A 24,758-nucleotide genomic window follows, 5' to 3' on the forward strand; every position below is an offset into this window, starting at 1 on the left:
GTCAACAGTGACGACGGGTCATGGACAGTCAACACGCTGTCCCGGTACCGTGAAACCCCGTCACTCGGACGAGGGTTGCAGCCATGACGGATCGTGTCGGTCCACAGTCCTCCGGCGGCACTCACAACGACTTTCCCGGCACCGCCGATGTCGTCGTCCAGTCGGGTCAGGTGCTCGGCGGTGTGCACTTCCACCACGCGGCGTCGAGAGCTGCTCCGCCGCCCCGGCAGTTGCCCCCAGGGCCCACCCATTTCACCGGCAGGGGGACGGAGTTGGCGCGACTGGCCGCGCTCGTCGAGCCGTCCGACACACAGGCCCGCCGTACGGTGGTCATCTCCGCGCTCGCGGGAGCGGCCGGAGTCGGCAAGACGGCCCTTGCGCTCCACTGGGCCCACACGGTGAGCGGCCGCTTCCCCGACGGGGATCTGTACATCAACCTCCAGGGCTACGACGCCGGCCCGCCCCTGTCAGCGCACCAGGCGCTGGAACAGGCCCTTGTGAGTCTCGGCGTGGCACCCGCCGGGATCCCCCACGGCCTGGACGCGAGGGTGGGCCTCTACCGCACGCTTGTGAGTAGCCGGCACATGGTCATCGTCCTGGACAACGCACGGGACGCCGCACACGTCCGCCCTCTCCTTCCCGGTACATCGCCGTCCCTGGTGCTGGTGACGAGCCGCAGCCGGCTGGCCGGGCTGGTCGCGCGGGAAGGGATACAAAGGATCGTGCTCGACGCACTCACACCGGACGAGGCGGTTGAGCTCCTCGGCTCCGTCATCGGCAGGCAGCGGGTGGACCAGGAACCCGCGGCCTCGGCGGAGCTGGCGGCCCGCTGCGCCTACCTACCGCTGGCCCTGCGTATCGCCGCCGAGCAGGCAGCCGCACGTCCGGGCCTTTCCCTCCGGGCGCTGGTGGCCGAACTCGGCCACGGAAGCACCCGGCTGGACGCGCTGGCGACATACGACGGCGATGAGACGACCGCCGTCCGTGAGGTGTTCTCCTGGTCGTACCGTCATCTGCCGCCCACGGCCGCACGGACTTTTCGCCTGCTGGGGCTCTTCGGCGGACCCGACATCAGTGTCACGGCGGCCGCCGCGCTGACGGGCTGCACACCGGCACAAGCCATCCGTGACCTGGCGCGTCTGGCCGGTCTGCACCTGCTTGAGGCCGTGGGAAACGACCGTTACCGCTTCCACGACCTGCTGCGTGACTACGCCCACGAGCGCAGCACCGCCGAGGACGACGAGAACGACTGCCGCGCCGCGCTGCGTCGGCTGTTCACCTGGTACCTCTTCACCACCGAGTCCGCGGGGACGGTGCTCGGCGTCCGTCAAGGACCCGCACCCTTCGACGCGACGTCGGGTGACCGTCCCGATCCGGCGCTGGAAATTCCGTTCCCCTCGCGCGAGGCGGCGGCTGACTGGTGCGAGACGGAGTTCCTGAATCTCCTCGCCACCTGTCGCCAGGCCGCCGACATCGGCGAGGACGTCATCGCATGGCAACTGCCCGTCGCCCTCCGGTCCTTCTTCCAGTTACGCAGGCCCACCACCGACTGGGTGTCGGCCGCGGAAGCGGCGCTGGCCGCCACGCGCCGCCTGGGGGACCGGCGTGCCGAGGCGATGGTCCTCCGGAACCTGGCGGCCGCTCACTTCTACGGCGGTCGGTACCAGGAGAATCTGCGGTACAACCAGGAAGCCCTGGAGGTGTGCCGGGCGATCGGGGAGGAGGAGGGGTGGTTCCTGAACTCCCTCGGCGACTCGCTGGTGCTGGCCGGGCGCTTCGAGGAAGCCGTCGATTGCCTCGGGCGAGCGCTGGCGGCCGCCGAGCGGACCAGCGATGCCGCCCTGGCCGCGCACAGTCTGGAGAACCTCGCGCCCGCCTACCGCGCGCTGGGGCGCCATGAGGAAGCGGTCGCCGCACTGCGTGAGGCGTTGGACATCTTCCGCGACTCGGGGCGCACGTTCGGCGAGGGACTCGTTCTGGACAAGCTCGCCGACCTCCATCTCGCCCTCGGGCTGTTCGACGAGGCCATGGACTTCAGCACGCAGGCCCTCGCTCTCCACGAGGAGGTCGGCAACCGGCTCGGTGAGGCGACAGCCCTGGACGTCCTGGCACAGGCGTGCGCGAGCAAAGGACGGCACGGCGATGCCCAGGCCCATTGGCGTCGCGCGCTGGCGATTCTCGCGGACCTGGACCATCCGGATGCGGCAGGCGTGAGGGAACGGCTCCGGAACGGTAGCGCCATCTAGTCAGCCCCTCCCGTACGTCGGTCTTACCCGTGCCAGGACCGCCACAGCGCCGCGTACGCGCCGTCCGCCGCGACCAGGGCGTCGTGGCTGCCCAGCTCCGTGATGCGGCCGCCCTCGACGACCGCGATGACGTCCGCGTCGTGGGCCGTGTGGAGGCGGTGGGCGATCGCCACCACCGTGCGGTCCTCCAGGACCCGGGCGAGGGAGCGCTCCAGGTGCCGGGCGGCGCGCGGGTCCAGCAGGGACGTCGCCTCGTCCAGCACCAGGGTGTGCGGGTCGGCCAGCACCAGGCGGGCCAGCGCGATCTGCTGGGCCTGGGCCGGGGTCAGCGCCAGGCCGCCCGAGCCGACCTCGGTGTCCAGGCCGTCGTCCAGCGCCCGCGCCCACCCGTCCGCGTCGACCGCCCCGAGGGCCGCCCACAGCTCCGCGTCCGCCGCGCCCGTCCGCGCGAGCAGCAGGTTGTCGCGGAGCGTACCGACGAAGACGTGGTGCTCCTGGTTGACCAGTGCCACGTGTTCCCGCACCCGCTCGGCGGGCATCCGCGACAGCTCGGCCGCGCCCAGCGTGACCCGCCCGGTGCGCGGCGCGTAGATGCCGGCGAGCAGCCTGCCCAGCGTCGACTTGCCCGCGCCGGACGGGCCGACCAGGGCAACCCGCGTGCCCGGCGGGACGTCCATCGACACCCGGTGCAGCACGTCCACGCCCTCGCGGTACCCGAACCGCACCTCCTCCGCCCGCACATCGCGTCCGTCCGGGCGGACCGACTCGTCGCCGCTCTCCGGCTCGATCTCCCGCACGCCCACCAGCCGGGCCAGCGACACCTGGGCCACCTGGAGCTCGTCGTACCAGCGCAGGATGATCCCGACCGGGTCCACGAGCATCTGCGCCAGCAGCGCGCCGGTGGCCAACTGGCCCACCTCCATCCACCCGTTCAGCACGAACACCCCGCCGATCATCAGGACGGCGGCCAGGACGGTGGTGTGGGTGACGTTGATGACGGGGAAGAGGACCGAGCGGAGGAACAGGGTGTACCGCTCCCACGCCGTCCACTCCTTGATCCGCCGGTCCGACAGCGCGACCCGCCGCGCGCCCAGCCGGTGCGCCTCGACCGTCCGGCCCGCGTCGACCGTCTCGGCGAGCCCGGCGGCGACCGCCGCGTAGCCGGCGGCCTCCGAGCGGTACGCGGAGGGCGCCCGCCTGAAGTACCAGCGGCACCCCGCGATCAGCAGCGGCGCGGCCACCAGAACGGCGAGCGCCAGCGGCGGTGCGGTCACCGCGAGGCCGCCGATCAGCAGGCCCGCCCACACCACGCCGATGGCGAGCTGCGGCACGGCCTCGCGCATGGCGTTGGCCAGCCGGTCGATGTCGGTGGTGATCCGGGACAGCAGGTCACCCGTGCCCGCCCGCTCCAGCACACCCGGAGGCAGCGCCACCGACCGTACGAGGAAGTCCTCGCGCAGATCGGCCAGCATCTCCTCGCCGAGCATCGCGCCCCGCAGCCGCACCAGCCGGACGAACACCGCCTGCGCCAGCAGCGCGGCCGTGAACGCGCCGACGGTGAACGGCAGGTGGAGGTCCCGCTCGCCCCCGGCCAGCCGGTCGACCAGCGACCCGAGCAGGTACGGGCCCACCATCGAGGCGATCACCGCGACCGCGTTGACGGCGATGAGGGCGGCGAACGCGGTGCGGTGGCGGCGCAGCAGCTCGGTCACGTACGCCCGTACGGTCGCGGCCGTGCCGACCGGCAGCGTGGTGGCCGACTCCGGGGCCGCCGGGTCGTGCTCCGGCGGCGCCATGCCGATGACGGCGGTCATGCCGACTCCTCGATGTCCACAAGGGCTTCCTCTTCGGTCTCGCGCGTGACCACGGCGCGGTAGCGCTCCTCGGTGGCCAGCAGTTCGCGGTGGGTGCCCACCGCCACGGCCTCGCCCGCGTGGACCAGCACCACCCGGTCCGCGAGGTCGAGCAGCAGCGGCGACGAGGCCAGGACCACGGTCGTCCGGCCGCTGCGCAGCCGCTGGACGCCCGCCGCGACCCGCGCCTCGGTGTGCGAGTCCACCGCCGACGTCGGTTCGTCCAGCACCAGCACCTCCGGGTCGGCGACCAGCGACCGGGCCAGTGCCAGGCGCTGGCGCTGTCCGCCGGACAGCGACCGGCCGCGCTCGGTGATCCGGGTGCGCATCGGGTCGCCGCCGCCGTCCGCCGACGCCTGGGCGAGCGCCTCCAGCACGTCACCGCACTGGGCCGCCGCCAGGGCGTCCTCGGCGCTCACCTTTCCCGACGACGGCACGTCCAGCAGTTCGCGCAGGGTGCCGGAGAGCAGGACCGGGTCCTTGTCCTGGACGAGGACGGCGGAGCGCGCCGTGTCGAGCGGGAGTTCGTCCAGCGGTACGCCGCCGAGGAGTACGGAGACATGTGCGTCCGGGTCCTCGGAAGGGTGCCCGCCGAGCCGGTCGGCCAGTTGCCCGGCGGCGTCCGGGTCGCCGCACACGACGGCGGTGAACAGGCCGGCGGGGGCGAGCAGCCCGGTCACCGGGTCGTACAGGTCCCCGCCCGGCCGCTCGTGGGCGCCGGTCACGGTGGTGGTCGTCGTGCGCGTCAGGGAGAGCACCCGGGCGGCGCGTTTCGCGGAGGGCCGCGAGAAGGAGTAGGCCATGGCCAGCTCCTCGAACGTCCGCAGCGGATGATGGGTGAGGGTCACCGCCCCGTACACGGTGACCAGTTCGCCGACCGAGACGCGCCCCTCCAGGGCGAGCTTCGCCCCGTACAGCACCACCACGATCAGCAGCAGTCCCGGCAGCAGCACCTGGACCGCCGCGATCAGCGCCCACATGCGGGCGCTGCGCACGGCGGCCCGGCGCACCTCCTGGGAGGCCTCGCGGTAGCGGCCGAGGAACAGCTCCTCGCCGCCGATGCCGCGCAGGACGCGAAGGCCGGCCACCGTGTCCGAGGCCAGCTCGGTGGCGCGGCCGGCCTTCTCCCGCTGGACGTCCGCGCGGCGGGTGGCACGGGGGAGCAGCGGCAGGGCGGCGAGGGCCACGACGGGCAGGCCGGCGGCGACGACGACACCGAGGGCGGGCTGGTAGACGACCAGGCCCACGCAGACCAGGAGCAGCGTGGTGGCCGCCGCGGCGAACCGGGACAGCACCTCCACGAACCAGCCGATCTTCTCGACGTCCCCGGTGGAGACGGCGACGACCTCGCCCGCGGCGACCCGCCGGGTCAGCAGCGAGCCCAACTCGGCGGTCTTGCGGGCGAGCAACTGCTGGACGCGGGCGGCGGCCGTGATCCAGTTGGTGACCGCCGTGCGGTGCTGCATGGTGTCGCCCACCGCGATGGCCGCGCCGAGCAGGGCGATCAGGGCGCCCGCCCGGGCCAGGCCGCCGCCCGAGCGGTCGATGACGGCCTGCACGGCGAGGCCCACGCCGAGCGGGAGCCCGGCGATACCGAGGTGCAGCAGCAGGCCCCACAGCAGGGACTTGACCTGTCCGCCGAGCTGGTTGCGGCCCAGCCACAGCAGGAAGCGGGTGCCCGACCGGACGTCGGGTTCGCCCGGGTCCGCGTACGGGAGATGGTGAATCTGCATGACGTCCCAGGGATTCCGTCGACGGGGGAGGGGAGAGCAGGGCACGGCGGGGCAGCGCGGCGCGGCTGCCGGAAACCGTGCAAGGTTCGCCTTCCGGACCCACGGTCGGCAATCGATTTTCCGGCGCAACCGTGCGGAACGCGCCAAGGTTCACCGCCGGCCTCTGGCGCCGGACACCCGTCCCGCGCTTCACTCCCGGCCCATGAGACAACGAATGGTCATGAGCATGCTCACGGCTGGAGTGCTGGCCGTCACCGCGCTGTTCGGCTCCACCCCGTCCGCCTCCGCCGTATCACCCCAGCCGCCCGCCGAGTTCGGCACCGACTGGCACGATCCGGTCACCGCCGCCCCGCCCGTACCCCGGCCGGCCGGCGCGCCCACCTGTGAAATGACCCTCGCCCAGGCGCAGTTCCGCGACTTCACGCCCTACAAGGGCTCCTACACGCCCCCCAAGGGCTGCGGCGACCGGTGGAGCACGGTGGTGCTGCGGCTCGACGGCAGGGTGAAGGGACGGCAGTACGACCGCCTCGGCCACCTCTCCATCGGCGGCGTCGAGGTCTTCCGCACGTCCACCCCGCAGCCGTCGCCCGACGGCATCACCTGGTCGGTGGAGACCGACATCACCCGTTACAGCGACACCCTGCGCCGCCCGCAACCGGTCGAGATGCTCATCGGCAACGTCGTCAACGACACGTACACCGGAGTCATCGACGTCACGGTGACGCTGACGTTCTACGCGGGGACCCCCGCCCCGGCCGCCGGCGTGCCCGACCGGGTGATCCCGCTCGGCTCCCCGTCCCTGACCACCCCGCGCAACTCCGAACGCATCCTCGCCGAGGTGTACGCCACCGGCTCCGGCGGCGGCTGCGAGGAGTACTGGTACATGACCGTCCCGGATGCCGCGCCCTACTCGTGCAAGGCGGCGGACGGCCCCCACCGCGAGGTGCGGATCTCGGTCGACGGACGGCTCGCCGGGATCGCCGCGCCCTTCCCGACGGTCTGGACGGGCGGCTGGTCCAACCCCTTCCTCTGGTACGTGATCCCCGGCCCCCGCGCGTTCGACGTCAAGCCCGTCGTCTACGACCTGACGCCGTTCGCCGCGCTGCTCAACGACGGCCGCCCGCACCGCGTCGAGGTCTCCGTCGCGGGCGTCCCCGCCGGGCAGACCGGCTGGTCGACGCCGACGAACGTGCTCGTCTGGCAGGACGAGGGCCGCGACGTCGTCACCGGCGCGCTGACCCGGCACGAGCAGAGCACGCCCGCCAACTCCTCGGTGTACACGCCGGGTACCGAGCACCGCCTCGACACCGAGGCCGCCCACCGGCTCACCGTCGCCGGCCACCTGGACACCTCGCACGGCCGGGTGACGACGACCGTGACCCGGGCGGTGGCCGGGACCTCCGTACACCGCTGGACCGACGGCGAGAGCCGGGACGCGCTGACGGCGACCTGGCGGGACGACGAGACCGTGACCCGGGGCGGGACCACCACCCGCACCCACCGCACGTACACCATGGAAGGCGAGACCACGCTCGGCGCGGGCGACCGGCTGCGCACCGTGCTGGCGCTCGGCGACCGCGCCGACACCGTGGTCCTGCGGAACGGCGAGCGGCCGCGGTGGTCCCGGCTCGACGACACGTACGCGGGCGACGCGACGTACACCACGGGCGTCCCGCGCGACCAGCGGCATGCCGTCGGCACCAGCTCCGAGCGCTACCGGCTGTACGGCTCCGGCGGTTGCCACGACCGGACCCTGAGGACGGCGCAGGGCACGGTGACGGAGGACCGCCGTCGCTGCTGAACGCGCGGAGCGGGCCCGGTGGTCCGGGCCCGCTCCCGCGATTCTCACTCCGGCTTGACCGAGTCCACGCCCGAGCGGGCCCTCCTCCACTCGCCGCGGGTGAAGTCGGGTATCCGCTGCGGAGCGCCCTTCGCCTTGATGGAGGCGTGGCTCAGGGGCACCGGGGCCGTCCAGGTGGCGGCGTCGTACACGTCGAAGTCGGGGACCAGGCCGAGCCTCATGCACTGCATCAGCCGGTACACCATGATGTAGTCCATCCCGCCGTGGCCGCCGGGCGGGTTGGCGTGCTCCTTCCACAGCCAGTGGTCGAACTCGGCCGCGTACGCCGAGAAGTCGGCCCACCGGTGGTCGTTGTGGTCCGGCTCGATGTATATCCGCGCCGGGTAGTCCTCGAAGACGCCCTTCGTACCGCCGAGGCTGTTGATCCTGCTGTACGGGTGCGGGGTCGAGACGTCGTGCTCCAGCCGGATCACCCGGCCCTTGGCGGTCTGCACCATGCTGATGGTGCGGTCGCTCTCGATGTACGTCTCCTTCCAGCTCGGGTCGTCCGGCTCCATGTTGGCCTCGCGGTACTCGGCCAGCCCCAGCGCGGGCGTGCCGAAGCTGCTGATGCTGACCGCGCGGTCGCCCCGGTTGATGTCCATGTAGTTGGCGACCGGCCCGAAGCCGTGGTTGGGGTACAGGTCGCCCCGCAGCCGGGTGTGCCACAGCCGGCGCCAGGGGCCCTCGTAGTACGTCGGCGAGAACATCAGGCCCCGCAGATCGTGGTTGTACGCCCCGGCCCCGTGCAGCAGCTCGCCGAACTTGCCCGCGTGGGCCATGCGCAGCACCCGCATCTCGTTCTTGCCGTAGCAGCAGTTTTCGAGCTGCATGCAGTGGCGGCGGGTGCGCTCGGAGAGGTCGACCAGCTCCCACAGCTCGTCCAGGCGCATCGCGATGGGGCACTCGACGCCGACGTGCTTGCCGTTCAGCATCGCCGTCTTCGCCATGGCGAAGTGGACGTCCCACGGGGTCGCCACATAGACGAGGTCGATGTCGCCGCGCTCGCAGAGCCGCTCGTAGTCGTTCTCACCGTTGGCGTAGACGGCGGGTGACGGCTGTCCGGCCTGCACCACCTTGGCGGCGGCCTGTTCCGTCTTGGCCTTCACGGGATCGCAGACGGCGACCACCCGGACGCCGGGGATGGCGAGGAACAGGTCGATCATGCTGCCGCCGCGGTTGCCGAGCCCGACGATCGCGACGCGGACGGTGGAACGCCGCTCGAAGGGAACGCCGGCCATCGTGCGGCCCTGGCGCGGGGGAGTGGTGGTGGTCTCCGGTGCGTCGTTCTCGGCGGCGGCAGCGGTACCGCCCAGCGCGCCGAGCCCCAGTCCGGCGGCGCCCGCCACCCCGGCGGTGGTCCGCAGGACGGACCGGCGGCTGGGTGAGTCCTGCGCCCGGTTCTGGTTCCCGGGTGCTGCGTCGTTCATCGAACCTCCAGTGCGTTGTGTGCGCGGCTGGTTCATGAATCCCGGCAAGGACCCTGGCTGTTGGGGCTGGTGATACGCAAGAGCGCTGGTTGGACTCTCGTTTCGAGCACATGGACTCTTGTACGGGGGCGGGCCGTTCAGGTGGGCAGGGTGCGTACGGCGAGCAGCGTCAGCCAGGTCCAGCCGATGGTGATCGCGGCGCGCTGGATCAGCCCGCCGAGGTGGGCCAAGCGCTGTCCGCGGTCGAACGCGACGCCGGCCATCGCCATCGTCACGGCGAAGAGCACACCGCTGGAGACGGAGTAGACGGCCCATCCCGGCGAGCCCGGCAGGGCGAGTACGAAGCATGCGGCGGCGAGTGCGAGGAAGGCGACGAGGGAGAACAGGTCGTGCAGAGCGCCCGCGAGGGTATGGCGCCGAGGCCGATCAGGGGTTCCGGGCGGGTAACCCCGTACGGGATCCGTCCGGAAGACGCCGGCGCCCATGAGGCCGATCGCCCATATGCCGACCAGCAGGGCGCCACAGCGGGAAGCTCCCACACGCCATAGCCCCACCGAGAGTGCCAGCGAGAGTAAGCCCGCGGAGATGAAGCTCATGGTCTGCGTCCATCCGGCGGGGCCGAGAGCGAGCGAGCTGATGGGGTGGCGGAGTGACGCGTAGTCCCTCCGTCCGGCACCGGCCAGCAGGTATGCGGCGGTGAACAGCGGGCCGGCGGCCACCCCGCAGCCGAGGAGTATGTGATCATCCATGGCGTCAACCTAGGTTGACGCGATCCGTGGTGTCAACCGTCGTTGACGCTCCCGCCGGAGCGGACAACTGCCGGGCGGCAGGGGATCAGTCGCGAGTCGCCCGGTCCAGCTCCAGCAGCACCGAGTGGTAGGGGCGGCCCGTCGCGTGGTGCATGCCGAGCTCGCACATGCGGTTCGCGGAGAGGTACGCGTCGAAGGCCCGCGCCGTCACCTCGGCCGCCTCCCGGGCCGTCGCCGATTCCGTCAGCTCCGGGTGCAGCATGCCCCGGTCGCCCGCGAACGCGCAGCACCCGGCGTCGTCCGGGACGAGGACCTCCTCCGCGCACGCCGCCGCGAGTGCGGGCAGCCGGTCCTCGTCGCCGAGGTGCCGCATCGCGCAGGTGGGGTGGACGACCGCCGAAACGACCTTCCGCCGTACCGTCAGGTGCGGCAGCAGCTCGTCGGCGGCCCACACGACCGAGTCGAGCACCGTCAGCTCCGCGTGCAGCTCGCGGTGGTGGGCGCTCAGGTACGGCACCACCTCGCGGCCCAGTCCCAGCGCGCAGGACGAGGCGTCCACGACGAGCGGCAGCCGGCCACCGGCCGTCCACCCCCACGCGGCCTCCACCACGCGCTCGGCCATCACGCGGGCGCCCTCCTCGTACCCCTTGGAGTGCCAGATCGTGGCGCAGCAGGTGCCCGCCACGTCGTCCGGGATCCACACCGGCTTCCCGGCCCGCGCCGACAGGGCGACCACCGCCTCGGGCAGGGACGGCCCGTCGTACCCGAGCGGCTCGCCGAAGATCCGGTTCACACAGGCCGGGTAGTACACGGCGGCCGCGTCCGCCCGCTCCGTGGCGGGCAGTTCGGCGGCGGCCGCGCCGGGGATCTCCGGCAGCCACCCGGGCACCAGGTCCGGCCGTACCGTCTTGCGCAGCAGGCCCGTCACGGACGCCGGCAGCCGGTCGCCCAGCCGCCGGCCGGTGGCCACCGCGAGCCGCGCGGAGGACTCCACCGCCGCGAACCGCCGCGCGGCCAGCGCCGCCATCCGCTCCTCGCGCGCCGAGTGCCGGGCGTGCCGCAGCCGCTTCATCAGCGCGCCGGTGTCGATGCCCACCGGGCAGGCGAGCCCGCACGTCGAGTCGCCCGCGCACGTGTCCACCGCCGCGTAGCCGTACGCCGCCAGAAGCCCGTCCTCCACGGGCGAACCGGGGCTCTGCCGCATCATCTCCCGGCGCAGCACGATCCGCTGGCGGGGCGTCGTCGTCAGGTCCCCGCTCGGGCAGGTCGGTTCGCAGAAGCCGCACTCGATGCACGCGTCGGTGATCGGCTCGACCCTCGGCACCGTCTTCAGGCCGCGCAGGTGCGCCCGCGGGTCCCGGTCGAGGACGACCCCGGGAGCCAGCACGCCCTCCGGGTCGAAGGCCCGCTTCGTCCGCCACATCAGCTCCGTGGCCTTCGGCCCCCACTCCAGCTCCAGGAACGGCGCGATGTTCCGGCCGGTGGCGTGCTCCGCCTTGAGCGAGCCGTCGAACTCCTCGACGGTCAGCTTGCAGAAGTCGTCCATGAAGGCCGCGTACCGGTCGACGTCGGCCGGGTCGGCCGGGTCGAAGGCGAGCAGGAAGTGCAGGTTGCCGTGGGCCGCGTGCCCGGCGACGGCGGCGTCGAAGCCGTGCTCCGCCTGGAGCGCGAGCAGCGCCTCGCACGCCTCGGCCAGCCGCGACGGCGGTACCGCGAAGTCCTCGGTGATCAGCGTCGTACCGGGGGGACGGCTGCCGCCCGCGGCGGCCACGAACGCCTTGCGCGCCTTCCAGTACCCGCCGATCACGCCGGCGTCCCGGGTGAAGGTGTTGGTCACCGACCCCACCGGTGCCACCAGTTCGACCTCGTCGAGGACGTGCGCCGCCGCCCGTTCGTACGCCTCCAGCGCCGCCGTGTCCGGCGCCCGGAACTCCACCAGCAGCGCCGTGGCCGGGCCGGGCAGTCGCGCCCAGTCGGCGGGCACCCCGTCCACCCTTACCGAGGCCCGCAGCGTATTGCCGTCCATCAGCTCCACGGCGACCGCGCCCGCCTCGGTGAAACGCGGGACGGCGGCCGCGGCGGCGGGCAGGGACGGGAAGAACAGCAGTGCCGCCGCGACCTCGCGGTCCAGCGGCAGGGTGTCGAACACGACCTCGGAGATGAAGCCGAAGGTGCCCTCCGAGCCGACCATCAGCCCGCGCAGGATCTCGACGGGCGTGGCGCCGTCCAGGAAGGCGTCCAGCCGGTAGCCGTTGGTGTTCTTCAGCTCGTACTTGGCGCGGATACGGGCCGTCAGCACCGGGTCCGCCTCGATCTCCGCCTTGATGGCCAGCAGCTCGGCGCACAGGCGGGGCTCGGTGCGTGCCAGCGCCTCGCCGGCGGCCGGGTCGCCCGTGTCGACGACCGTGCCGGACGGCAGTACGACGGTGAGGGAGGCGACCGTGCGGTACGAATTGCGCGCGGTGCCGGCCGTCATCCCGGACGCGTTGTTGGCGACGACCCCGCCGATCGTGCACGCCACGGCGCTCGCCGGGTCGGGGCCCAGCACCCGGCCGTGGCGGGCCAGGGTGGCGTTGGCCCGGGCGACGGTGGTGCCCGGCCGGATCCGCGCGCGGGCGCCGCCGTCCAGCACCTCGATCCCGGCCCAGTGCCTGCGCACGTCCACCAGGATGTCCTCGCCCTGCGCCTGCCCGTTGAGGCTGGTCCCGGCCGCCCGGAACACCACCTCGCGGCCCTTGTCGTGCGCGTACGACAGGATCGCCGAGACGTCGTCGGTGTCCTCGGCGAGCACGACGACCCGGGGGACGAAGCGGTAGGGGCTCGCGTCCGACGCGTACCGGACGAGGTCGGAGACCTGCCACAGCACCTTCCCGGGGCCGAGCAGCGCGATCAGCTCGTCGCGCAGCCGTCCGGGTGAACCGTGCGCCACCAGGTCGGGCACCCGGTCGGGGGACGGGCCGCGGTGCGCGCCGGGGCGGAGGGCGTCGGGCTTCGGCTCCAGCAACGGCATGTCACGGTCCCCTCGACGGGCGGCACGGGCGTCAGCAGCGCCGCTCCGGCACTCCGTCGACCAGAGCGGACAGCAGACCGCCCAGCACCTCGCGCTGTTCGGCGGTCAATGGAGCAAGGATGTCCTCTGCGGCCGCCCGGCGCGCGCTGCGCAACTGCCGCAGCGTGTCACGGCCGGTGTCGGTGAGCTCGATCCGCACCACCCGGCGGTTGGCCGGGTCGGGGACGCGGCGGACCCGGCCGCCGGCCTCCAGGCCGTCCACCAGGCTGGTCACCGCGCGGGGCACGACTTCGAGGCGGGCGGCCAGATCGGCCATGCGGGGCGGGTGGTCGTAGTGCGCGACCGTGCGCAGCAGCCGGGACTGCGCGGGGGTGATCGCTATGTCGGCCGACTCGAGCTGCCGCTTCTGGCTGCGGTGCAGGCGCCGGGTCAGCCGGAGCAACTGCTCCGCCAGCAGGCCGTCGGCGTCGGGGGAGTTCATGACCGGATGGTATCAGGACCATGTTCATTGTGAAGATAGGTAACAGTGAGCTATGCTCTCAAAAATGCTCGTAAAAGGGCGCGGCGCGCAGCTCGGCCCGCCCACGTCGCAGCACCCGACCTCCGAAGGAGCCCATGCGCATCCACACAGAGTCCACCTGGACGCCACCGCCACCCGATCCGGAACAGCCTCCGGCCCAGATCCGGCGCATCCTCCGGCTCTTCCGCCCCTATCGCGGCCGGCTGGCCGTGGTCGGTCTGCTCGTCGGCGCCTCGTCGCTCGTCTCGGTCGCCTCGCCCTTCCTGCTCCGCGAGATCCTCGACACCGCGATCCCGCAGCAGCGCACCGGCCTGCTCACGCTCCTCGCCCTCGGCATGATCCTCACCGCCGTGGTGACCAGCGTCTTCGGTGTACTGCAGACGCTGATCTCCACGACGGTCGGTCAGCGCGTCATGCACGACCTGCGGACCGCCGTCTACGGCCAGTTGCAGCGCATGCCGCTCGCCTTCTTCACCCGCACGCGCACCGGCGAGGTCCAGTCCCGCATCGCCAACGACATCGGCGGCATGCAGGCGACCGTGACCTCCACCGCGACGTCCCTCGTGTCGAACCTGACCGCCGTCGTGGCCACCGTCGTCGCCATGCTGGCGCTGGACTGGCGGCTGACGGTCGTCTCGCTGCTCCTGCTGCCGCTGTTCGTGTGGATCAGCCGCCGGGTCGGCCGCGAGCGCAAGAAGATCACCACGCAGCGGCAGAAGCAGATGGCCGCCATGGCCGCCACCGTCACCGAGTCGCTCTCCGTCAGCGGCATCCTGCTGGGCCGGACGATGGGCCGCGCGGACTCCCTCACCCGGTCCTTCGCCACCGAGTCCGAGCGGCTGGTCGGCCTGGAGGTGCGCGCCTCGATGGCCGGCCGGTGGCGGATGTCGACGATCGGGATCGTCATGGCCGCGATGCCCGCGCTGATCTACTGGGCGGCCGGGCTGGCGCTCCAGGCGGGCGGACCGGCCATTTCGATCGGGACGCTCGTCGCGTTCGTCTCGCTCCAGCAGGGCCTGTTCCGGCCCACCGTGAGCCTGCTCTCCACCGGGGTGGAGATACAGACCTCCCTCGCCCTCTTCCAGCGGATCTTCGAGTACCTGGACCTCCCGGTCGACATCACCGAGCCCGCCGACCCCGTCCGGCTCGACAAGATCCGCGGTGAGGTCCGTTTCGAGGACGTCGACTTCCGGTACGACGCGAAGAGCGGCGAGACGCTGAACGGGATCGACATCACCGTGCCGGCGGGCGGCAGCCTGGCCGTCGTCGGACCCACCGGCTCGGGCAAGTCCACGCTCAGCTACCTGGTCCCGAGGCTGTACGACGTCACCGGCGGCCGGGTCACGCTGGACGGCGTCGACGTACGGGACCTGGACTTCGACAGCCTCGCCCGCGGGGTGGGCGTGGTCTCCCAGGAGACGTATCTGTTCCACGCCTCGGTCGCCGACAACCTCCGCTTCGCCCGGCCGGACGCGACCGACGAGGAGATCGAGGCGGCCGCCAGGGCGGCGCAGATCCACGACCACATCGCGTCCCTGCCCGACGGGTACGACACCCTGGTCGGTGAGCGCGGGTACCGCTTCTCCGGCGGCGAGAAGCAGCGCCTCGCCATCGCCCGGACGATCCTGCGCGACCCACCCGTGCTGATCCTTGACGAGGCGACCAGCGCCCTCGACACCCGTACGGAGTACGCGGTGCAGCAGGCGATCGACGCGCTCTCGGCCGGCCGCACCACCATCACCATCGCCCACCGGCTCTCCACCATCAGGGGCGCCGACGAGATCGTCGTGCTCGACGGGGGGCGGATCGCCGAGCGCGGCACGCATGCGGAGCTGATGGAGCGGGACGGCCGCTACGCCGCCCTGGTACGCGGTGACGCCGAGCTGGAGCCGGCCGCGTCCTGAGGCGCCGCTCCGGCACGGCCCGGCCGCGTCCTGACGCGACGGCGCCGCCGCTCCCGTGGGACGGGGAAGCGACGGCGCCGGGGTGAGCGAGCGTCAGACGAGCCAGCCGATGAAGTGGACGACGCCGGCGAGCAGGTCGGTGATGACGTTCATGTGGTGCGTTCTCCTTGTGCGTCACGTGCATGTGTGGGACTGCGCAACCGCGGTCTGCAGCCCGTCGCTTGCGCACCGCAAGCATCAGGCGCCACAGGGGCGCGGGGCAGGGAAATGCGCGGCGATCATGCGTTCGGGCGAACATCCGAGCCTCTGTTCGCGTGTTCGTGCTCGACGTGTCGGGTGTAGTCGAATGTCGTAATTGCCGGGTTCTGTGCCTGTCCCGGGTTAGCGTGCCCGCATGGTGAACGACTCCCCGCCGGGCACGCCCGGGCGCAAGCCCCGCATGACCCGCCGCGGCAAGCTGGCCCTGGGTGCGGGCCTGGTCGTCGTCGTGGCGGCCGCGGTGCTGGTGCCGCTGGTGCTGCTCAAGGAGCCCCCGGCGCCGCCGCCCCCGGAGAAGCCGGCCATGCTGCTCATCCCGGAGGGCTGGCGGGCGAGCCAGGTGTACGAGGCGGTCGACAAGGTGCTCAAGGTGCGGCCCGGAACCACCCGGCAGATCGCCGAGGGCGGGAAACTGAAGCTGCCGGCCGACGCGCAGGGCAACCCCGAGGGGTTCCTGTTCCCCGCCACATACCCCGTCTACAAGAAGACGACGCCGCGCGGCCTGCTGGACTACATGGTGAGGACGGCGGGTGAGCGCTTCGGGGCGGACCGTGCCGGCGCGGGCACCCAGCGCAACGGGGTGAGCCTGTATCAGGCGGTGACCATCGCCAGCATCGTGCAGGCCGAGGCGGACACCCCGGAGGACATGGGCAAGGTCGCCCGGGTCATCCACAACCGGCTCGCCCAGGGCATGGCGCTCCAGATGGACTCGACCCTCAATTACGCGCTGGGCCGCTCCACCCTCGACACGTCGCACGCCGACACCCGGATGGACAACCCGTACAACACCTACAACCGCCAGGGTCTGCCGCCCACGCCCATCGCCAACCCCGGCGAGCAGGCGATGCGCGCGGCGGTCGCCCCGCCGGCGGGCGACTGGCTCTACTTCGTCAGCGTGCGGCCCGGCGACACGCGCTTCACCGCCGACTACGCGGAACACCAGCGCAACGTCCAGGAGTTCAACGAGAACCGCGCGGCGGCGCCGAACTGACCGGCGGCAGCCGGGGGCGCTGCCGGATGAGCTACCGGAGGAGCCACTTCCGGGTGAGTTCCAGCACCTCCGCGCGGGTGTGCGCACCGTGGTCGGCGGCGATGAAGTGGTTGCCGATCCGCAGTGAGAAGGTGATCAGGCAGCGGACCTCGACGTCCTCCTCGTCGGGGCAGAAGGAGCCGAACAGCGCGCGCAGGTAGTCCATGCGCCGGTTGTCGACGCGCTTGAGGCGCTCGGCGACGGTCTCGTCGCGGCGGGCCCAGTCGCGGATCGCCAGTTCGGCGGCGGTGCCCGTCATCGGGCTGTCGCCCGACCCGGCGATCGTGAACAGCCGCCCCAGCTTGGTCCTGGCGTCCCCGCCGCCGTTCTCGACCCGCTCGATCACGTTCTCGGTGACCTCGCGCTCCCAGGTGTCGAGGATCTCCGTCAGCAGCGCGTCGCGGTTGCGGAAGTACCCGTAGAAACCGCCCTTGCTGACGCCGAGGGACTGTGCCAGCGACTCGATCCGGACGGCTTCCGGTCCGCCGGCGGACAGCGCCCGCAGCCCCTCCTCGATCCACTTGCCACGGGGCGTGCGGGCGATCGCCATGGTGTGTCTCCGCTCACGTCTTCCTGATCTATACGGGGGCGTATAGATGGGTCTAGCCTTGTCTATACGGCATCGTATAGAAGGGGCCAGCGCATGAGACTCCCCAGCACCGCCCACACCTCCCGCCCCTGGCGGATCCACGAGATCGCCCACGACTTCCACCTGGAGGACGTGTGGGCCCTGCCGACCCCGGGCGGTCCCGACGACCTCCACCATCTGGTCCGCCAGATCACCAACGGAGCGGGCGACGGCGTGTCCTCGCCCGTCTACCGGGCGCTCTTCGCGATCCGCTGGAAGCTCGGCGCGCTGCTCGGCTGGGACAAGGCCGGCTCCGGCGTCGGCGCCCGGGTGCGCACGCTGCGCGACAGGCTCCCGGCGGACCTCCGCGAGGCGCCCCGGGGCGACGACCCGCGCTCGGTTCCGTTCACCTCCCTGTACCAGCTCCATGACGAGTGGGCCGCCGAGCTGGCCAACCGCACCGTGCACGCGGTCATGCACATCGGCTGGGTCCCGGACGGGGCCGGTGGCTACCGCGGCCGGATGGCCGTGCTGGTGAAGCCGAACGGAGCGTTCGGCGCGGTGTACATGGCGTGCATCAAGCCCTTCCGCTACGTCGGCGTGTACCCGGCCCTGTTCCGGGCGATGGGACGCACGTGGCAGGCGAACGCCCACGAGAGGACCGTCGCGTAGGCGGGCGCGCCTACGGGGCCCGCCACGGGGGTGCGGGCCCCATCGGGACCGGGCGCGGAGGTCAGACCGCGACCGGCTCCCGCGTCTCCCGTACGTTCCGCGCTTCCGGTGTTTCCCGCGTTTCCGGCGTTTCCCGTGCCAGGAGGCGGCGGATGTCGCGGACGGCGGCGCGGCCCGCGCGGTTGGCGCCGATGGTCGAGGCCGAGGGGCCGTACCCGACCAGGTGGACGCGCTCGTCGCGTACCGCGCGCGTGCCCTCCACCCGGATACCGCCGCCCGGTTCGCGCAGCCGGAGCGGGGCCAAGTGGTCGATGGCCGCCCGGAAGCCGGTCGCCCACAGGATGACGTCGGCGTCGACCGTGCGCCGTCCCCCAAGGTCTCGGCTCCGCTCGACCAGGAGGGACCCCCGGTCCCACGCCACGCCCGTCGGGGTGATCCGGTCGAACATCGGCAGCCGGTCCAGGACGCCGGCCTCCCGAGCGCGCCGCGTCGCGTCGTTCAGCGGCAGCCCGGTCACGCTGACCACGCTCGCGGGCGGCAGCCCGCGCCGTACCCGGTCCTCCACCAGGGCGACCGCCGCCCGGCCCTCCGCCTCCCCGAACGGGCCCTCGCGCCAGACGGGCTCGCGCCGTGTCACCCACGTCGTCTCGGCGGCCACCTCGGCGATCTCCATCAGGTGCTGCGTCCCCGACGCCCCGCCGCCCACCACGATCACCCGTTGCCCGGTGAACCCCTCCGGGCCCGGGTAGTCCGCGGTGTGGAGCTGCCGCCCCCGGAAGGTCTCCTGGCCCGGGTAGCGCGGCCAGAAGGGCCGGTCCCACGTGCCGGTCGCGTTGATCAGGGCGCGCGTGGCGTACGTCCCCTCCGAGGACTCCACCAGCAGGCGCCCGTCCTCGCCGTCGCGTACGGCCGTGACGCCGACCGGCCGGTGCACCCGCAGCCCGAACGTCTCCTCGTACCGCGCGAAGTACTCGCCGATCACCTCCGAGGAGGGGCGGCTTTCATCGGCGCCGGTCAGCTCCATGCCGGGCAGCGCGTGCATGCCGTGCACGCGGCCGTAGGTCAGCGAGGGCCAGCGGAACTGCCAGGCGCCGCCCGGCCGGGGCGCGTGGTCCAGGACCACGAAGTCCCGGTCCGGCTCCAGCCCGGCGCGCCGGAGGTGGTACGCGGCGGACAGCCCCGCCTGGCCCGCGCCGATGACGACCACATCCAAGTAGTTCATGTTTCCACTAACCGGCGTGGACGCCTGGATCTTCCCGGTCCGGTCAGATGATGTGCGCCTCCGGGCGCACCCCGGCCGGGGCACCCTCGAACCGGTCGGCGGTCAGCGGCCCCACGTCCACGAACGGCGTGCGGCCGAGGTACAGGTCGCGCACCACCTCGCCGACGGCCGGCGCCTGGAGGAAGCCGTGCCCGGAGAAGCCCGTCGCGTACAGGAACCGGCTGACGCCCGGCGCCTCGCCGATCAGCGCGTTGTTGTCGGGGGTCGTCTCGTACAGGCCCGCCCAGCCGCCGGTCACCGGCACGTCCACGAGCGCGGGCGCGCGCCGGGCCGCGGCCTGCCGGAAGAGGTCCAGCCACTCGGTGCTGAACTCCCGGCCGAAGCCGGGCCGTTCACGCGGATCGGACAGCCCCAGCACGAGCCCGCCGGCGCCGTCGCCGTGGAAGTACAGCGTGGAACCGTAGTCGAGGGTGAACGGCACGCGTGGCGGGGCCGGGTCCAGGCGGCCGGTCAGGGCGATCTGCCGCCGCAGCGGCGTGACGGGCAGGTCCACCCCCGCCATCGCGCCGACCGCCCCCGACCAGGCCCCCGCGGCGCAGATCACCGCCCCGGTGCGGACCGTCCCGGCCGCCGTGCGCACCGCCCGCACCTCGCCGCCTGACGTCTCGATCCCGGTGACGGCGCACCGGGTGACGACCGTCGCCCCCAGCGCGGCGGCCGCCCGCAGGTAGCCGGTGACGGCCGCGCGGGGCAGCGCGTACCCGTCGGCGGGGGAGTGGGCGGCGGCCACGATCGAGGCCGGGTCGACGTACGGGCACAGGGCGTGCGCCTGGCGGGGGCTCAGCAGGCGGCTCGGCACGCCGTACGCGTGCTGCACGGCCATGCCGTCCCGGAAGACGGCCACCTCGCTCTCGTCCCCGAGCAGGAACAGATACCCGACGGCGTCCAGCCCGACGTCGGCCCCGGGCCGCTCCCCGAACGCCCGCCAGGCCTCCAGGCTGCGCTGCCCCAGCCGCACGTTGACCGGATCGGAGAACTGCGCCCGCACGCCGCCGATCGGCTTGCCCGAAGACCCCGACGCGGGCGTGTCCCGCTCCACCACCAGCACGCGCCCCACACCCGCCTCGGCCAGATGGAAGGCGACGCTCGCCCCGATGACACCCCCGCCGATGACCACCACGTCGACGGCACCGGGCAGTGACACCTGAGCTGACGCCTCATCGATCACCATGCCCCCATCGTGACGTCGGCGCCCCGCCGCGTCCACGGCGCCTCCCGGCACGTCGGCACGGTGCCACCATGGGGTACATGAGCGACGCATTCACCACCCGTACGCTGCGGATCACCACCGGCCACCGGGAAACGGTCCACGACCTGACCGGCGCCTGCGCCTCCTTCCTGCGGGAGGTCGCGGCGGGCCGGGACGGTCTGCTGAACGTCTTCACCCCGCACGCCACGACCGGCGTGGCCATCCTGGAGACCGGCGCCGGCAGCGACGACGACCTCCTGGCCGCCCTGCACACCCTCCTCCCCGCCGACGACCGCTGGCAGCACCGCCACGGCAGCCCCGGCCACGGCCGCGACCACGTCCTCCCCGCCCTGGTCCCCCCGCACGCCACGATCCCGGTCGTCGGCGGCGAAATGGCGCTCGGCACCTGGCAGTCGGTCTGCGTCGTCGACACCAACAAGGACAACCCCGACCGCCAGGTGCGGCTCAGCTTCCTGGGCTAGGGCCGGGCGGTCACCCCACGACGTCCCGGGGCGGCTTGCCCGCCAGGTGGTCGGTGACGTTCTGGACGGCGGCCAGGGCGATGCGGATCACCGTTTCGCGGGTGACGCCCGCCGCGTGCGGCGACAGGACGACGTTCGGGGCCTTGAGGAGCCGTAGGGACGGGGTGGGCGGTTCGGGGTCGAAGACGTCGAGGGCGGCGCCGGCGAGGGCGCCGGACTCCAGGGCGTCGGCGAGGGCCTCCTGGTCGATGAGGGCGCCGCGGGCGGTGTTGATGACGAAGGCGGTGGGCTTGAGGAGGGCCAGGCGCTCGGCGTCGAGGAGGTGGCGGGTGGCGTCGGTGAGCGGGGCGTGCAGCGTGACGTAGTCCGCCGTACGGAGCAGCTCGTCGAGCGCCAGGTGGCGGGCGCCGCCCAGGCGGGCCTCCGTTTCGGGGGAGGCGGGGCGCCGGCCGGCGTAGACGACGCCCATGTCGAACGCCAGGGCGCGGCGGGCGACTTCCTGGCCGATCGCGCCCAGGCCGATGATGCCGAGCGTCTTGCCTGACAGCTCCGTGAGGGACGGCCGCAGGCGTGGCAGCGCCCAGTCCGCGGCGGTCAGCGCGGTGTGGGCGGGGATCAGTTGCTTGGCGAGGGCCAGCATGAGCGCGAGGGTGTGCTCGGCGACGTTCTGTCGCTCCGCGCCGCTGGAGCCGATCGTGCAGACCGGGACGGACCGTTCGAGGGCGGCGGCCACGTCGACGTAGTCGTAGCCGTGGCTGGCGCACTGGACCAGCTCCAGATGCGGCGCGGCGGCGAGGTGCCCGGCGGTGACCGGGCCGAGCGCGGTGATGACGACGTGCGCCTCGCGCAGCGCCGCCGGGTCCTCGCCGGTGGTCTCGACGACGGTGACGCGGGCCAGGCCGGGGAAGGCCCCGGCGAGCGCCTGACCGGCGGTGCGGCCGCCCATGTGGGAGGGGATGACGGCGAGGACGTTCTTCAGGGCGGTCATACGGACTCCTCGATGAGGTCGTCGGGGCCCGGCGTGGCGGGTGTGGAGTGCCCGGACAGGGCCAGCGTCAGGTCCAGTTCGGCGAGCAGGCAGCGGATGACGTGCTCGACACCCGCCTGCCCGTCGAGGCCGAGCCCGTACGCGTACGGGCGCCCCACCAGCACCGAATCCGCCCCCAGCGCGAGGGCCTTGAAGACGTCGTCGCCCGTGCGTATGCCGCTGTCGAACAGCACGGTCAGCCGGTCGCCGACCGCCTCGGCGACCCGCGGCAGGGCGTCGGCGGCGGCGACCGAACCGGCCACCTGGCGGCCGCCGTGGTTGGACACCACCACCCCGTCCATCCCCGCCTGGACGGCTCGGCGGGCGTCGTCCGGGTGCAGGACCCCCTTGAGCACGATCGGGCCGTCCCAGTTCTCCCGCAGGAACGCCAGGTCCGGCCACGTCTTGGCGGGGTCGGCGAACATGGAGACGAAGTGCATCACGGCCGCGTTCGGGTCCTCATGCACGGGTTTCGCCAGACCGGCCTGGAACGCCGGGTCGGTGAAGTAGTTGGCGGTGCCCACGCCGTGCAGGAACGGCAGGTACGCCTGGTCCAGGTCGCGCGGCCGCCAGGCCAGCAGCGGCGTGTCGAGCGTGACGAAGAGCGCGGTGAAGCCCGCCGCCTTGGCCCGGTCCAGGAACGACCGCGTGACCTCCCGGTCCTTCGCCCAGTAGAGCTGGAACCACCGCTCCGCGTCGCCCATCGCCTCGGCGACCTGCTCCATGGGCGTGCTGGACGCGGACGACAGGATGTACGGGACCCCGTGCGCGGCGGCGGCCCGCGCGGCGGCGGGCTCCGCGTCCGGGTGCATGATCGACAGCACGCCCACGGGCGCGAGCGCGAGCGGCGCGGGCAGCTCCCGGCCCAGTACCCGGACCGACAGGTCCCGTTCGTGCACGTCGCGCAGCATCCGGGGCACGATCCGCCGCCGCTCCAGGGCACCCCGGTTGGCGGCCGCCGTGCTGCCGCTTCCCGCGCTCCCGGCCACGTAACCGACCGGGCCGGGCCCGAGGCGCCGCTCGGCGAGCTCTTCGAGGCGCGTCAGGTCCGTGGGCAGCCGCGGTACGGCGCCGGTCATGCCGTTCAGGTAGATCTCGTACTGGAAGTCCGCCCAGTGTTTCGCCATGGGTGCGTTCCACCTTTCGCCGAGGACGTCCCCCGGATCCTGGCGACCTCGCACCCCTCACGTCCACCGTCCCGACGTCCACCTCCACGATGTCGTAGTCGGCGCCGTCCCCTTGTGCACAGCGGCACAGGACCGGCCATGCCGCCGCCCCTAGCCTCGCCGGAACAGCACGAACGAGGGGTGGTACCGGTGAACTGGCTGATCCACGACTACCGTGAAAGCGATCTCGCGGCGGTCGTCCACTTGATCGACACCACGGCCGAGCTCGGACAGGAGTCCGTGTTCTCACTCGCCGAGTGCATCGGCGCGCTGACGTCCCGCCAGCCCGCGGTCGTCGCCGTCCACCAGGGCGCGCCCATCGGAGCGGCGCTTGCCTGCGTGGCCGGGGAGCGCGCGTGGGTGATGCGTATCGCCATCTCGCCGGCCTGGCGCGGCAGGGGCCTGGCGAGCGCGCTGCTGGTGGAGCTGGAGCGGCGCCTCGTCGCCGCCCGGGTCGGGCGGATCGCCTACGTCCTGCCCGAGGAGGAACTCGTCGGCGAGGGCCTGCTCAACGCCGGCTACACGCGCCAGCCCGCCGTGGCGTACTTCGAGAAGGTCGAGCCGCTGCACGGGCCCGCCGCCAACCTGCTGGAGGACCTCGGCGGGAGCTTCCTGCCGGGCGACCTGTGGGGCAAGGTCGCCGGCATGGAGGCGGAGAAGGACCTGATCGAGCGGCGGGTCGTCCTGCCGCTCGCCCAGCCCGAGCGGGCCGCCCGGCACGGGGTGCGGCCGCCGCGCGCCATCACCCTGTTCGGGCCGCCCGGCACCGGCAAGACCACCTTCGCCCGGGGCATCGCCTCCCGGCTCGGCTGGCCCTTCGTCGAACTGCTGCCGTCCCGCCTGGCCGACGAGGGGAACCTGGCGGCCGCGCTGCGCAGTGCCTTCGCCCGGATCTCCGAGCTGGAGCGCGTGCTCGTCTTCATCGACGAGGTCGAGGAGATCGCCCCCGTACGCACCGAGCCCGCGCAGCCCGGCGGGATGCACGGGGTCACCAACGAACTGCTCAAGCTGATACCCCGGTTCCGGGAGGGCGACGAGCGTCTGCTGGTGTGCGCCACCAACTCCATCCGCTCCCTGGACCCGGCGTTCCTGCGCCCCGGCAGGTTCGACTACCTCATCCCGATCGGTACGCCCGACAAGGCGGCGCGCGCCGCGATCTGGTCCCGGTACACCGACGGCCGGCCCGACGTGGACGTGTCCGTCCTGGTGGCCGCCAGCGACCTGTTCACCCCGGCCGACATCGAGCACGCCGCCCGGATCGCCGCCCAGACCGCCTTCGAGCGGGACCTGGGCGACCGGGGCGAGCAGGCCCGTACGCCCGGGGCGAGCACCGAGGACTACCTGGAGGCCATCGCGCAGTGCCGGCCGACCGTGACCCCGGAGATGATCGACCAGTTCGGCGCGGACATCACGGCCCACGCCCGGTTCTGACGGCTACCCGACCCGGTGGTAGGCGGCGCCGTCCCGGGTACGGGCCAGCATGCCGCCGACCACCAGGTAGCGGCGCAGCGCGGAACAGTCCTCGTGCACCGTGCGCAGCGCCTCGTTCACCTCGGGCTCGGTATAGGACCGGCCCGGCTCGAACAGCGTCTCGGCGAGGTGGACGAGCAACTGCTCGCGCCGGGCCGGCTTGCGCGGGATGGCCGTCAGTCGGCCGTGGGAGAAGAGGGCGGACACGTCATGCGAACCGCCGGTTCCGGTATCGGACATGAGGGGAAGCCTCCCTCGCCGCCCGGCCGCCGGGCAACGCGTTTTCCCGCGCGGCCGCCGGTCGGCGCGGCGGCGACCGGCGGGGGGCC

At 72.9% G+C, this 24,758-nt stretch carries 19 protein-coding genes; 7 read left to right on the forward strand and 12 right to left on the reverse strand.

The genetic code is table 11. The annotated features are described in order from the left end of the window. The first annotated feature begins 83 nt into the window (after window positions 1-83). Window positions 84-2,246: a tetratricopeptide repeat protein gene (locus AB0J57_RS05425; protein WP_366126651.1), complete on the forward strand. Its 2,163-nt coding sequence runs from the start codon at window positions 84-86 to the stop codon at window positions 2,244-2,246. A 23-nt stretch (window positions 2,247-2,269) separates the two neighbouring features. Here the strand turns inward: AB0J57_RS05425 and AB0J57_RS05430 are convergent, their stop codons facing one another. After that, the gene (locus tag AB0J57_RS05430; RefSeq protein WP_366126652.1) at window positions 2,270-4,060 is read right to left on the reverse strand and encodes an ABC transporter ATP-binding protein; all 1,791 of its coding nucleotides are present in this window, start codon (window positions 4,058-4,060) and stop codon (window positions 2,270-2,272) included. After that, window positions 4,057-5,832, reverse strand: coding sequence for an ABC transporter ATP-binding protein (locus AB0J57_RS05435; RefSeq protein WP_366126653.1), 1,776 nt, complete (start codon window positions 5,830-5,832; stop codon window positions 4,057-4,059). The genes AB0J57_RS05430 and AB0J57_RS05435 overlap by 4 nt, the downstream gene beginning before the upstream one ends. 202 nt (window positions 5,833-6,034) lie before the next feature. Between AB0J57_RS05435 and AB0J57_RS05440 the strand changes: the two genes are divergently transcribed. Continuing rightward, the gene (locus tag AB0J57_RS05440) at window positions 6,035-7,633 is read left to right on the forward strand and encodes a peptide-N4-asparagine amidase (RefSeq protein ID WP_366126654.1); all 1,599 of its coding nucleotides are present in this window, start codon (window positions 6,035-6,037) and stop codon (window positions 7,631-7,633) included. A 44-nt stretch (window positions 7,634-7,677) separates the two neighbouring features. On the opposite strand, the gene AB0J57_RS05445 is transcribed toward AB0J57_RS05440, so the two are convergent. From AB0J57_RS05445 to AB0J57_RS05460, 4 genes are all read right to left on the reverse strand, one after another. Then, window positions 7,678-9,102, reverse strand: a complete 1,425-nt coding sequence (locus AB0J57_RS05445) for a Gfo/Idh/MocA family oxidoreductase (protein ID WP_366126655.1) — start codon at window positions 9,100-9,102, stop codon at window positions 7,678-7,680. A gap of 137 nt (window positions 9,103-9,239) precedes the next feature. After that, window positions 9,240-9,851, reverse strand: a complete 612-nt coding sequence (locus tag AB0J57_RS05450) for a DUF998 domain-containing protein (RefSeq protein ID WP_366126656.1) — start codon at window positions 9,849-9,851, stop codon at window positions 9,240-9,242. Between the two features lie 85 nt (window positions 9,852-9,936). Next, on the reverse strand, window positions 9,937-12,861 hold the full coding sequence (locus tag AB0J57_RS05455) for an FAD-binding and (Fe-S)-binding domain-containing protein (RefSeq protein ID WP_366126657.1): 2,925 nt from the start codon (window positions 12,859-12,861) through the stop codon (window positions 9,937-9,939). A 31-nt stretch (window positions 12,862-12,892) separates the two neighbouring features. Next, entirely contained in the window at window positions 12,893-13,342 is a 450-nt protein-coding gene (locus AB0J57_RS05460) for a MarR family transcriptional regulator (protein ID WP_366126658.1), read from the reverse strand. A gap of 134 nt (window positions 13,343-13,476) precedes the next feature. Between AB0J57_RS05460 and AB0J57_RS05465 the strand changes: the two genes are divergently transcribed. Continuing rightward, the gene (locus tag AB0J57_RS05465; RefSeq protein ID WP_366126659.1) at window positions 13,477-15,285 is read left to right on the forward strand and encodes an ABC transporter ATP-binding protein; all 1,809 of its coding nucleotides are present in this window, start codon (window positions 13,477-13,479) and stop codon (window positions 15,283-15,285) included. A gap of 394 nt (window positions 15,286-15,679) precedes the next feature. Further along, window positions 15,680-16,534: an endolytic transglycosylase MltG gene (gene mltG / locus AB0J57_RS05470; RefSeq protein WP_366126660.1), complete on the forward strand. Its 855-nt coding sequence runs from the start codon at window positions 15,680-15,682 to the stop codon at window positions 16,532-16,534. A gap of 31 nt (window positions 16,535-16,565) precedes the next feature. On the opposite strand, the gene AB0J57_RS05475 is transcribed toward mltG, so the two are convergent. Then, window positions 16,566-17,123 carry a TetR/AcrR family transcriptional regulator gene (locus tag AB0J57_RS05475; RefSeq protein ID WP_366126661.1) on the reverse strand — a complete coding sequence of 186 codons (558 nt, stop codon included), beginning with the start codon at window positions 17,121-17,123 and terminating at the stop codon, window positions 16,566-16,568. Between the two features lie 93 nt (window positions 17,124-17,216). On the opposite strand from AB0J57_RS05475, the gene AB0J57_RS05480 reads away from it, so the two are divergent. After that, window positions 17,217-17,813 carry a DUF2867 domain-containing protein gene (locus AB0J57_RS05480; protein WP_366126662.1) on the forward strand — a complete coding sequence of 199 codons (597 nt, stop codon included), beginning with the start codon at window positions 17,217-17,219 and terminating at the stop codon, window positions 17,811-17,813. A gap of 61 nt (window positions 17,814-17,874) precedes the next feature. Here AB0J57_RS05480 and AB0J57_RS05485 read toward each other — a convergent pair whose 3' ends face one another. Together AB0J57_RS05485 and AB0J57_RS05490 are read right to left on the reverse strand one after the other, a co-directional pair. Then, window positions 17,875-19,035 (reverse strand): FAD-dependent oxidoreductase, encoded by a 1,161-nt coding sequence (locus tag AB0J57_RS05485; protein ID WP_366126663.1) that lies wholly within the window; start codon window positions 19,033-19,035, stop codon window positions 17,875-17,877. A gap of 43 nt (window positions 19,036-19,078) precedes the next feature. Further along, complete coding sequence (locus AB0J57_RS05490) at window positions 19,079-20,266, reverse strand: FAD-binding oxidoreductase (RefSeq protein ID WP_366126664.1); 1,188 nt, start codon at window positions 20,264-20,266, stop codon at window positions 19,079-19,081. Window positions 20,267-20,343: 77 nt separating this feature from the next. On the opposite strand from AB0J57_RS05490, the gene AB0J57_RS05495 reads away from it, so the two are divergent. Next, window positions 20,344-20,766, forward strand: a complete 423-nt coding sequence (locus tag AB0J57_RS05495; protein WP_366126665.1) for a YjbQ family protein — start codon at window positions 20,344-20,346, stop codon at window positions 20,764-20,766. Between the two features lie 10 nt (window positions 20,767-20,776). Here AB0J57_RS05495 and AB0J57_RS05500 read toward each other — a convergent pair whose 3' ends face one another. Together AB0J57_RS05500 and AB0J57_RS05505 are read right to left on the reverse strand one after the other, a co-directional pair. Further along, window positions 20,777-21,754: an NAD(P)-dependent oxidoreductase gene (locus AB0J57_RS05500; RefSeq protein WP_366126666.1), complete on the reverse strand. Its 978-nt coding sequence runs from the start codon at window positions 21,752-21,754 to the stop codon at window positions 20,777-20,779. Continuing rightward, on the reverse strand, window positions 21,751-22,920 hold the full coding sequence (locus AB0J57_RS05505) for a lactate 2-monooxygenase (RefSeq protein WP_366126667.1): 1,170 nt from the start codon (window positions 22,918-22,920) through the stop codon (window positions 21,751-21,753). The genes AB0J57_RS05500 and AB0J57_RS05505 overlap by 4 nt, the downstream gene beginning before the upstream one ends. A gap of 189 nt (window positions 22,921-23,109) precedes the next feature. Between AB0J57_RS05505 and AB0J57_RS05510 the strand changes: the two genes are divergently transcribed. Beyond that, window positions 23,110-24,390, forward strand: coding sequence for a GNAT family N-acetyltransferase (locus AB0J57_RS05510; RefSeq protein ID WP_366126668.1), 1,281 nt, complete (start codon window positions 23,110-23,112; stop codon window positions 24,388-24,390). A 3-nt stretch (window positions 24,391-24,393) separates the two neighbouring features. Here the strand turns inward: AB0J57_RS05510 and AB0J57_RS05515 are convergent, their stop codons facing one another. Further along, the gene (locus AB0J57_RS05515; protein WP_366126669.1) at window positions 24,394-24,669 is read right to left on the reverse strand and encodes a DUF2087 domain-containing protein; all 276 of its coding nucleotides are present in this window, start codon (window positions 24,667-24,669) and stop codon (window positions 24,394-24,396) included. Between the last annotated feature and the right edge of the window lie 89 nt (window positions 24,670-24,758).

The organism is Streptomyces sp. NPDC049837 (genome assembly GCF_040674455.1).
Lineage (GTDB): Bacteria > Actinomycetota > Actinomycetes > Streptomycetales > Streptomycetaceae > Streptomyces.

Excerpts from the sequence above, each read along its gene's own strand:
- AB0J57_RS05425 (WP_366126651.1), top strand. The coding sequence starts at position 84 with ATGACGGATCGTGTCGGTCCACAGTCCTCCGGCGGCACTCACAACGAC.
- AB0J57_RS05430 (WP_366126652.1), bottom strand. The coding sequence starts at position 4,060 with ATGACCGCCGTCATCGGCATGGCGCCGCCGGAGCACGACCCGGCGGCC.
- AB0J57_RS05435 (WP_366126653.1), bottom strand. The coding sequence starts at position 5,832 with ATGCAGATTCACCATCTCCCGTACGCGGACCCGGGCGAACCCGACGTC.
- AB0J57_RS05440 (WP_366126654.1), top strand. The coding sequence starts at position 6,035 with ATGAGACAACGAATGGTCATGAGCATGCTCACGGCTGGAGTGCTGGCC.
- AB0J57_RS05445 (WP_366126655.1), bottom strand. The coding sequence starts at position 9,102 with ATGAACGACGCAGCACCCGGGAACCAGAACCGGGCGCAGGACTCACCC.
- AB0J57_RS05450 (WP_366126656.1), bottom strand. The coding sequence starts at position 9,851 with ATGGATGATCACATACTCCTCGGCTGCGGGGTGGCCGCCGGCCCGCTG.
- AB0J57_RS05455 (WP_366126657.1), bottom strand. The coding sequence starts at position 12,861 with ATGCCGTTGCTGGAGCCGAAGCCCGACGCCCTCCGCCCCGGCGCGCAC.
- AB0J57_RS05460 (WP_366126658.1), bottom strand. The coding sequence starts at position 13,342 with ATGAACTCCCCCGACGCCGACGGCCTGCTGGCGGAGCAGTTGCTCCGG.
- AB0J57_RS05465 (WP_366126659.1), top strand. The coding sequence starts at position 13,477 with ATGCGCATCCACACAGAGTCCACCTGGACGCCACCGCCACCCGATCCG.
- mltG (WP_366126660.1), top strand. The coding sequence starts at position 15,680 with ATGGTGAACGACTCCCCGCCGGGCACGCCCGGGCGCAAGCCCCGCATG.
- AB0J57_RS05475 (WP_366126661.1), bottom strand. The coding sequence starts at position 17,123 with ATGGCGATCGCCCGCACGCCCCGTGGCAAGTGGATCGAGGAGGGGCTG.
- AB0J57_RS05480 (WP_366126662.1), top strand. The coding sequence starts at position 17,217 with ATGAGACTCCCCAGCACCGCCCACACCTCCCGCCCCTGGCGGATCCAC.
- AB0J57_RS05485 (WP_366126663.1), bottom strand. The coding sequence starts at position 19,035 with ATGAACTACTTGGATGTGGTCGTCATCGGCGCGGGCCAGGCGGGGCTG.
- AB0J57_RS05490 (WP_366126664.1), bottom strand. The coding sequence starts at position 20,266 with ATGGTGATCGATGAGGCGTCAGCTCAGGTGTCACTGCCCGGTGCCGTC.
- AB0J57_RS05495 (WP_366126665.1), top strand. The coding sequence starts at position 20,344 with ATGAGCGACGCATTCACCACCCGTACGCTGCGGATCACCACCGGCCAC.
- AB0J57_RS05500 (WP_366126666.1), bottom strand. The coding sequence starts at position 21,754 with ATGACCGCCCTGAAGAACGTCCTCGCCGTCATCCCCTCCCACATGGGC.
- AB0J57_RS05505 (WP_366126667.1), bottom strand. The coding sequence starts at position 22,920 with ATGGCGAAACACTGGGCGGACTTCCAGTACGAGATCTACCTGAACGGC.
- AB0J57_RS05515 (WP_366126669.1), bottom strand. The coding sequence starts at position 24,669 with ATGTCCGATACCGGAACCGGCGGTTCGCATGACGTGTCCGCCCTCTTC.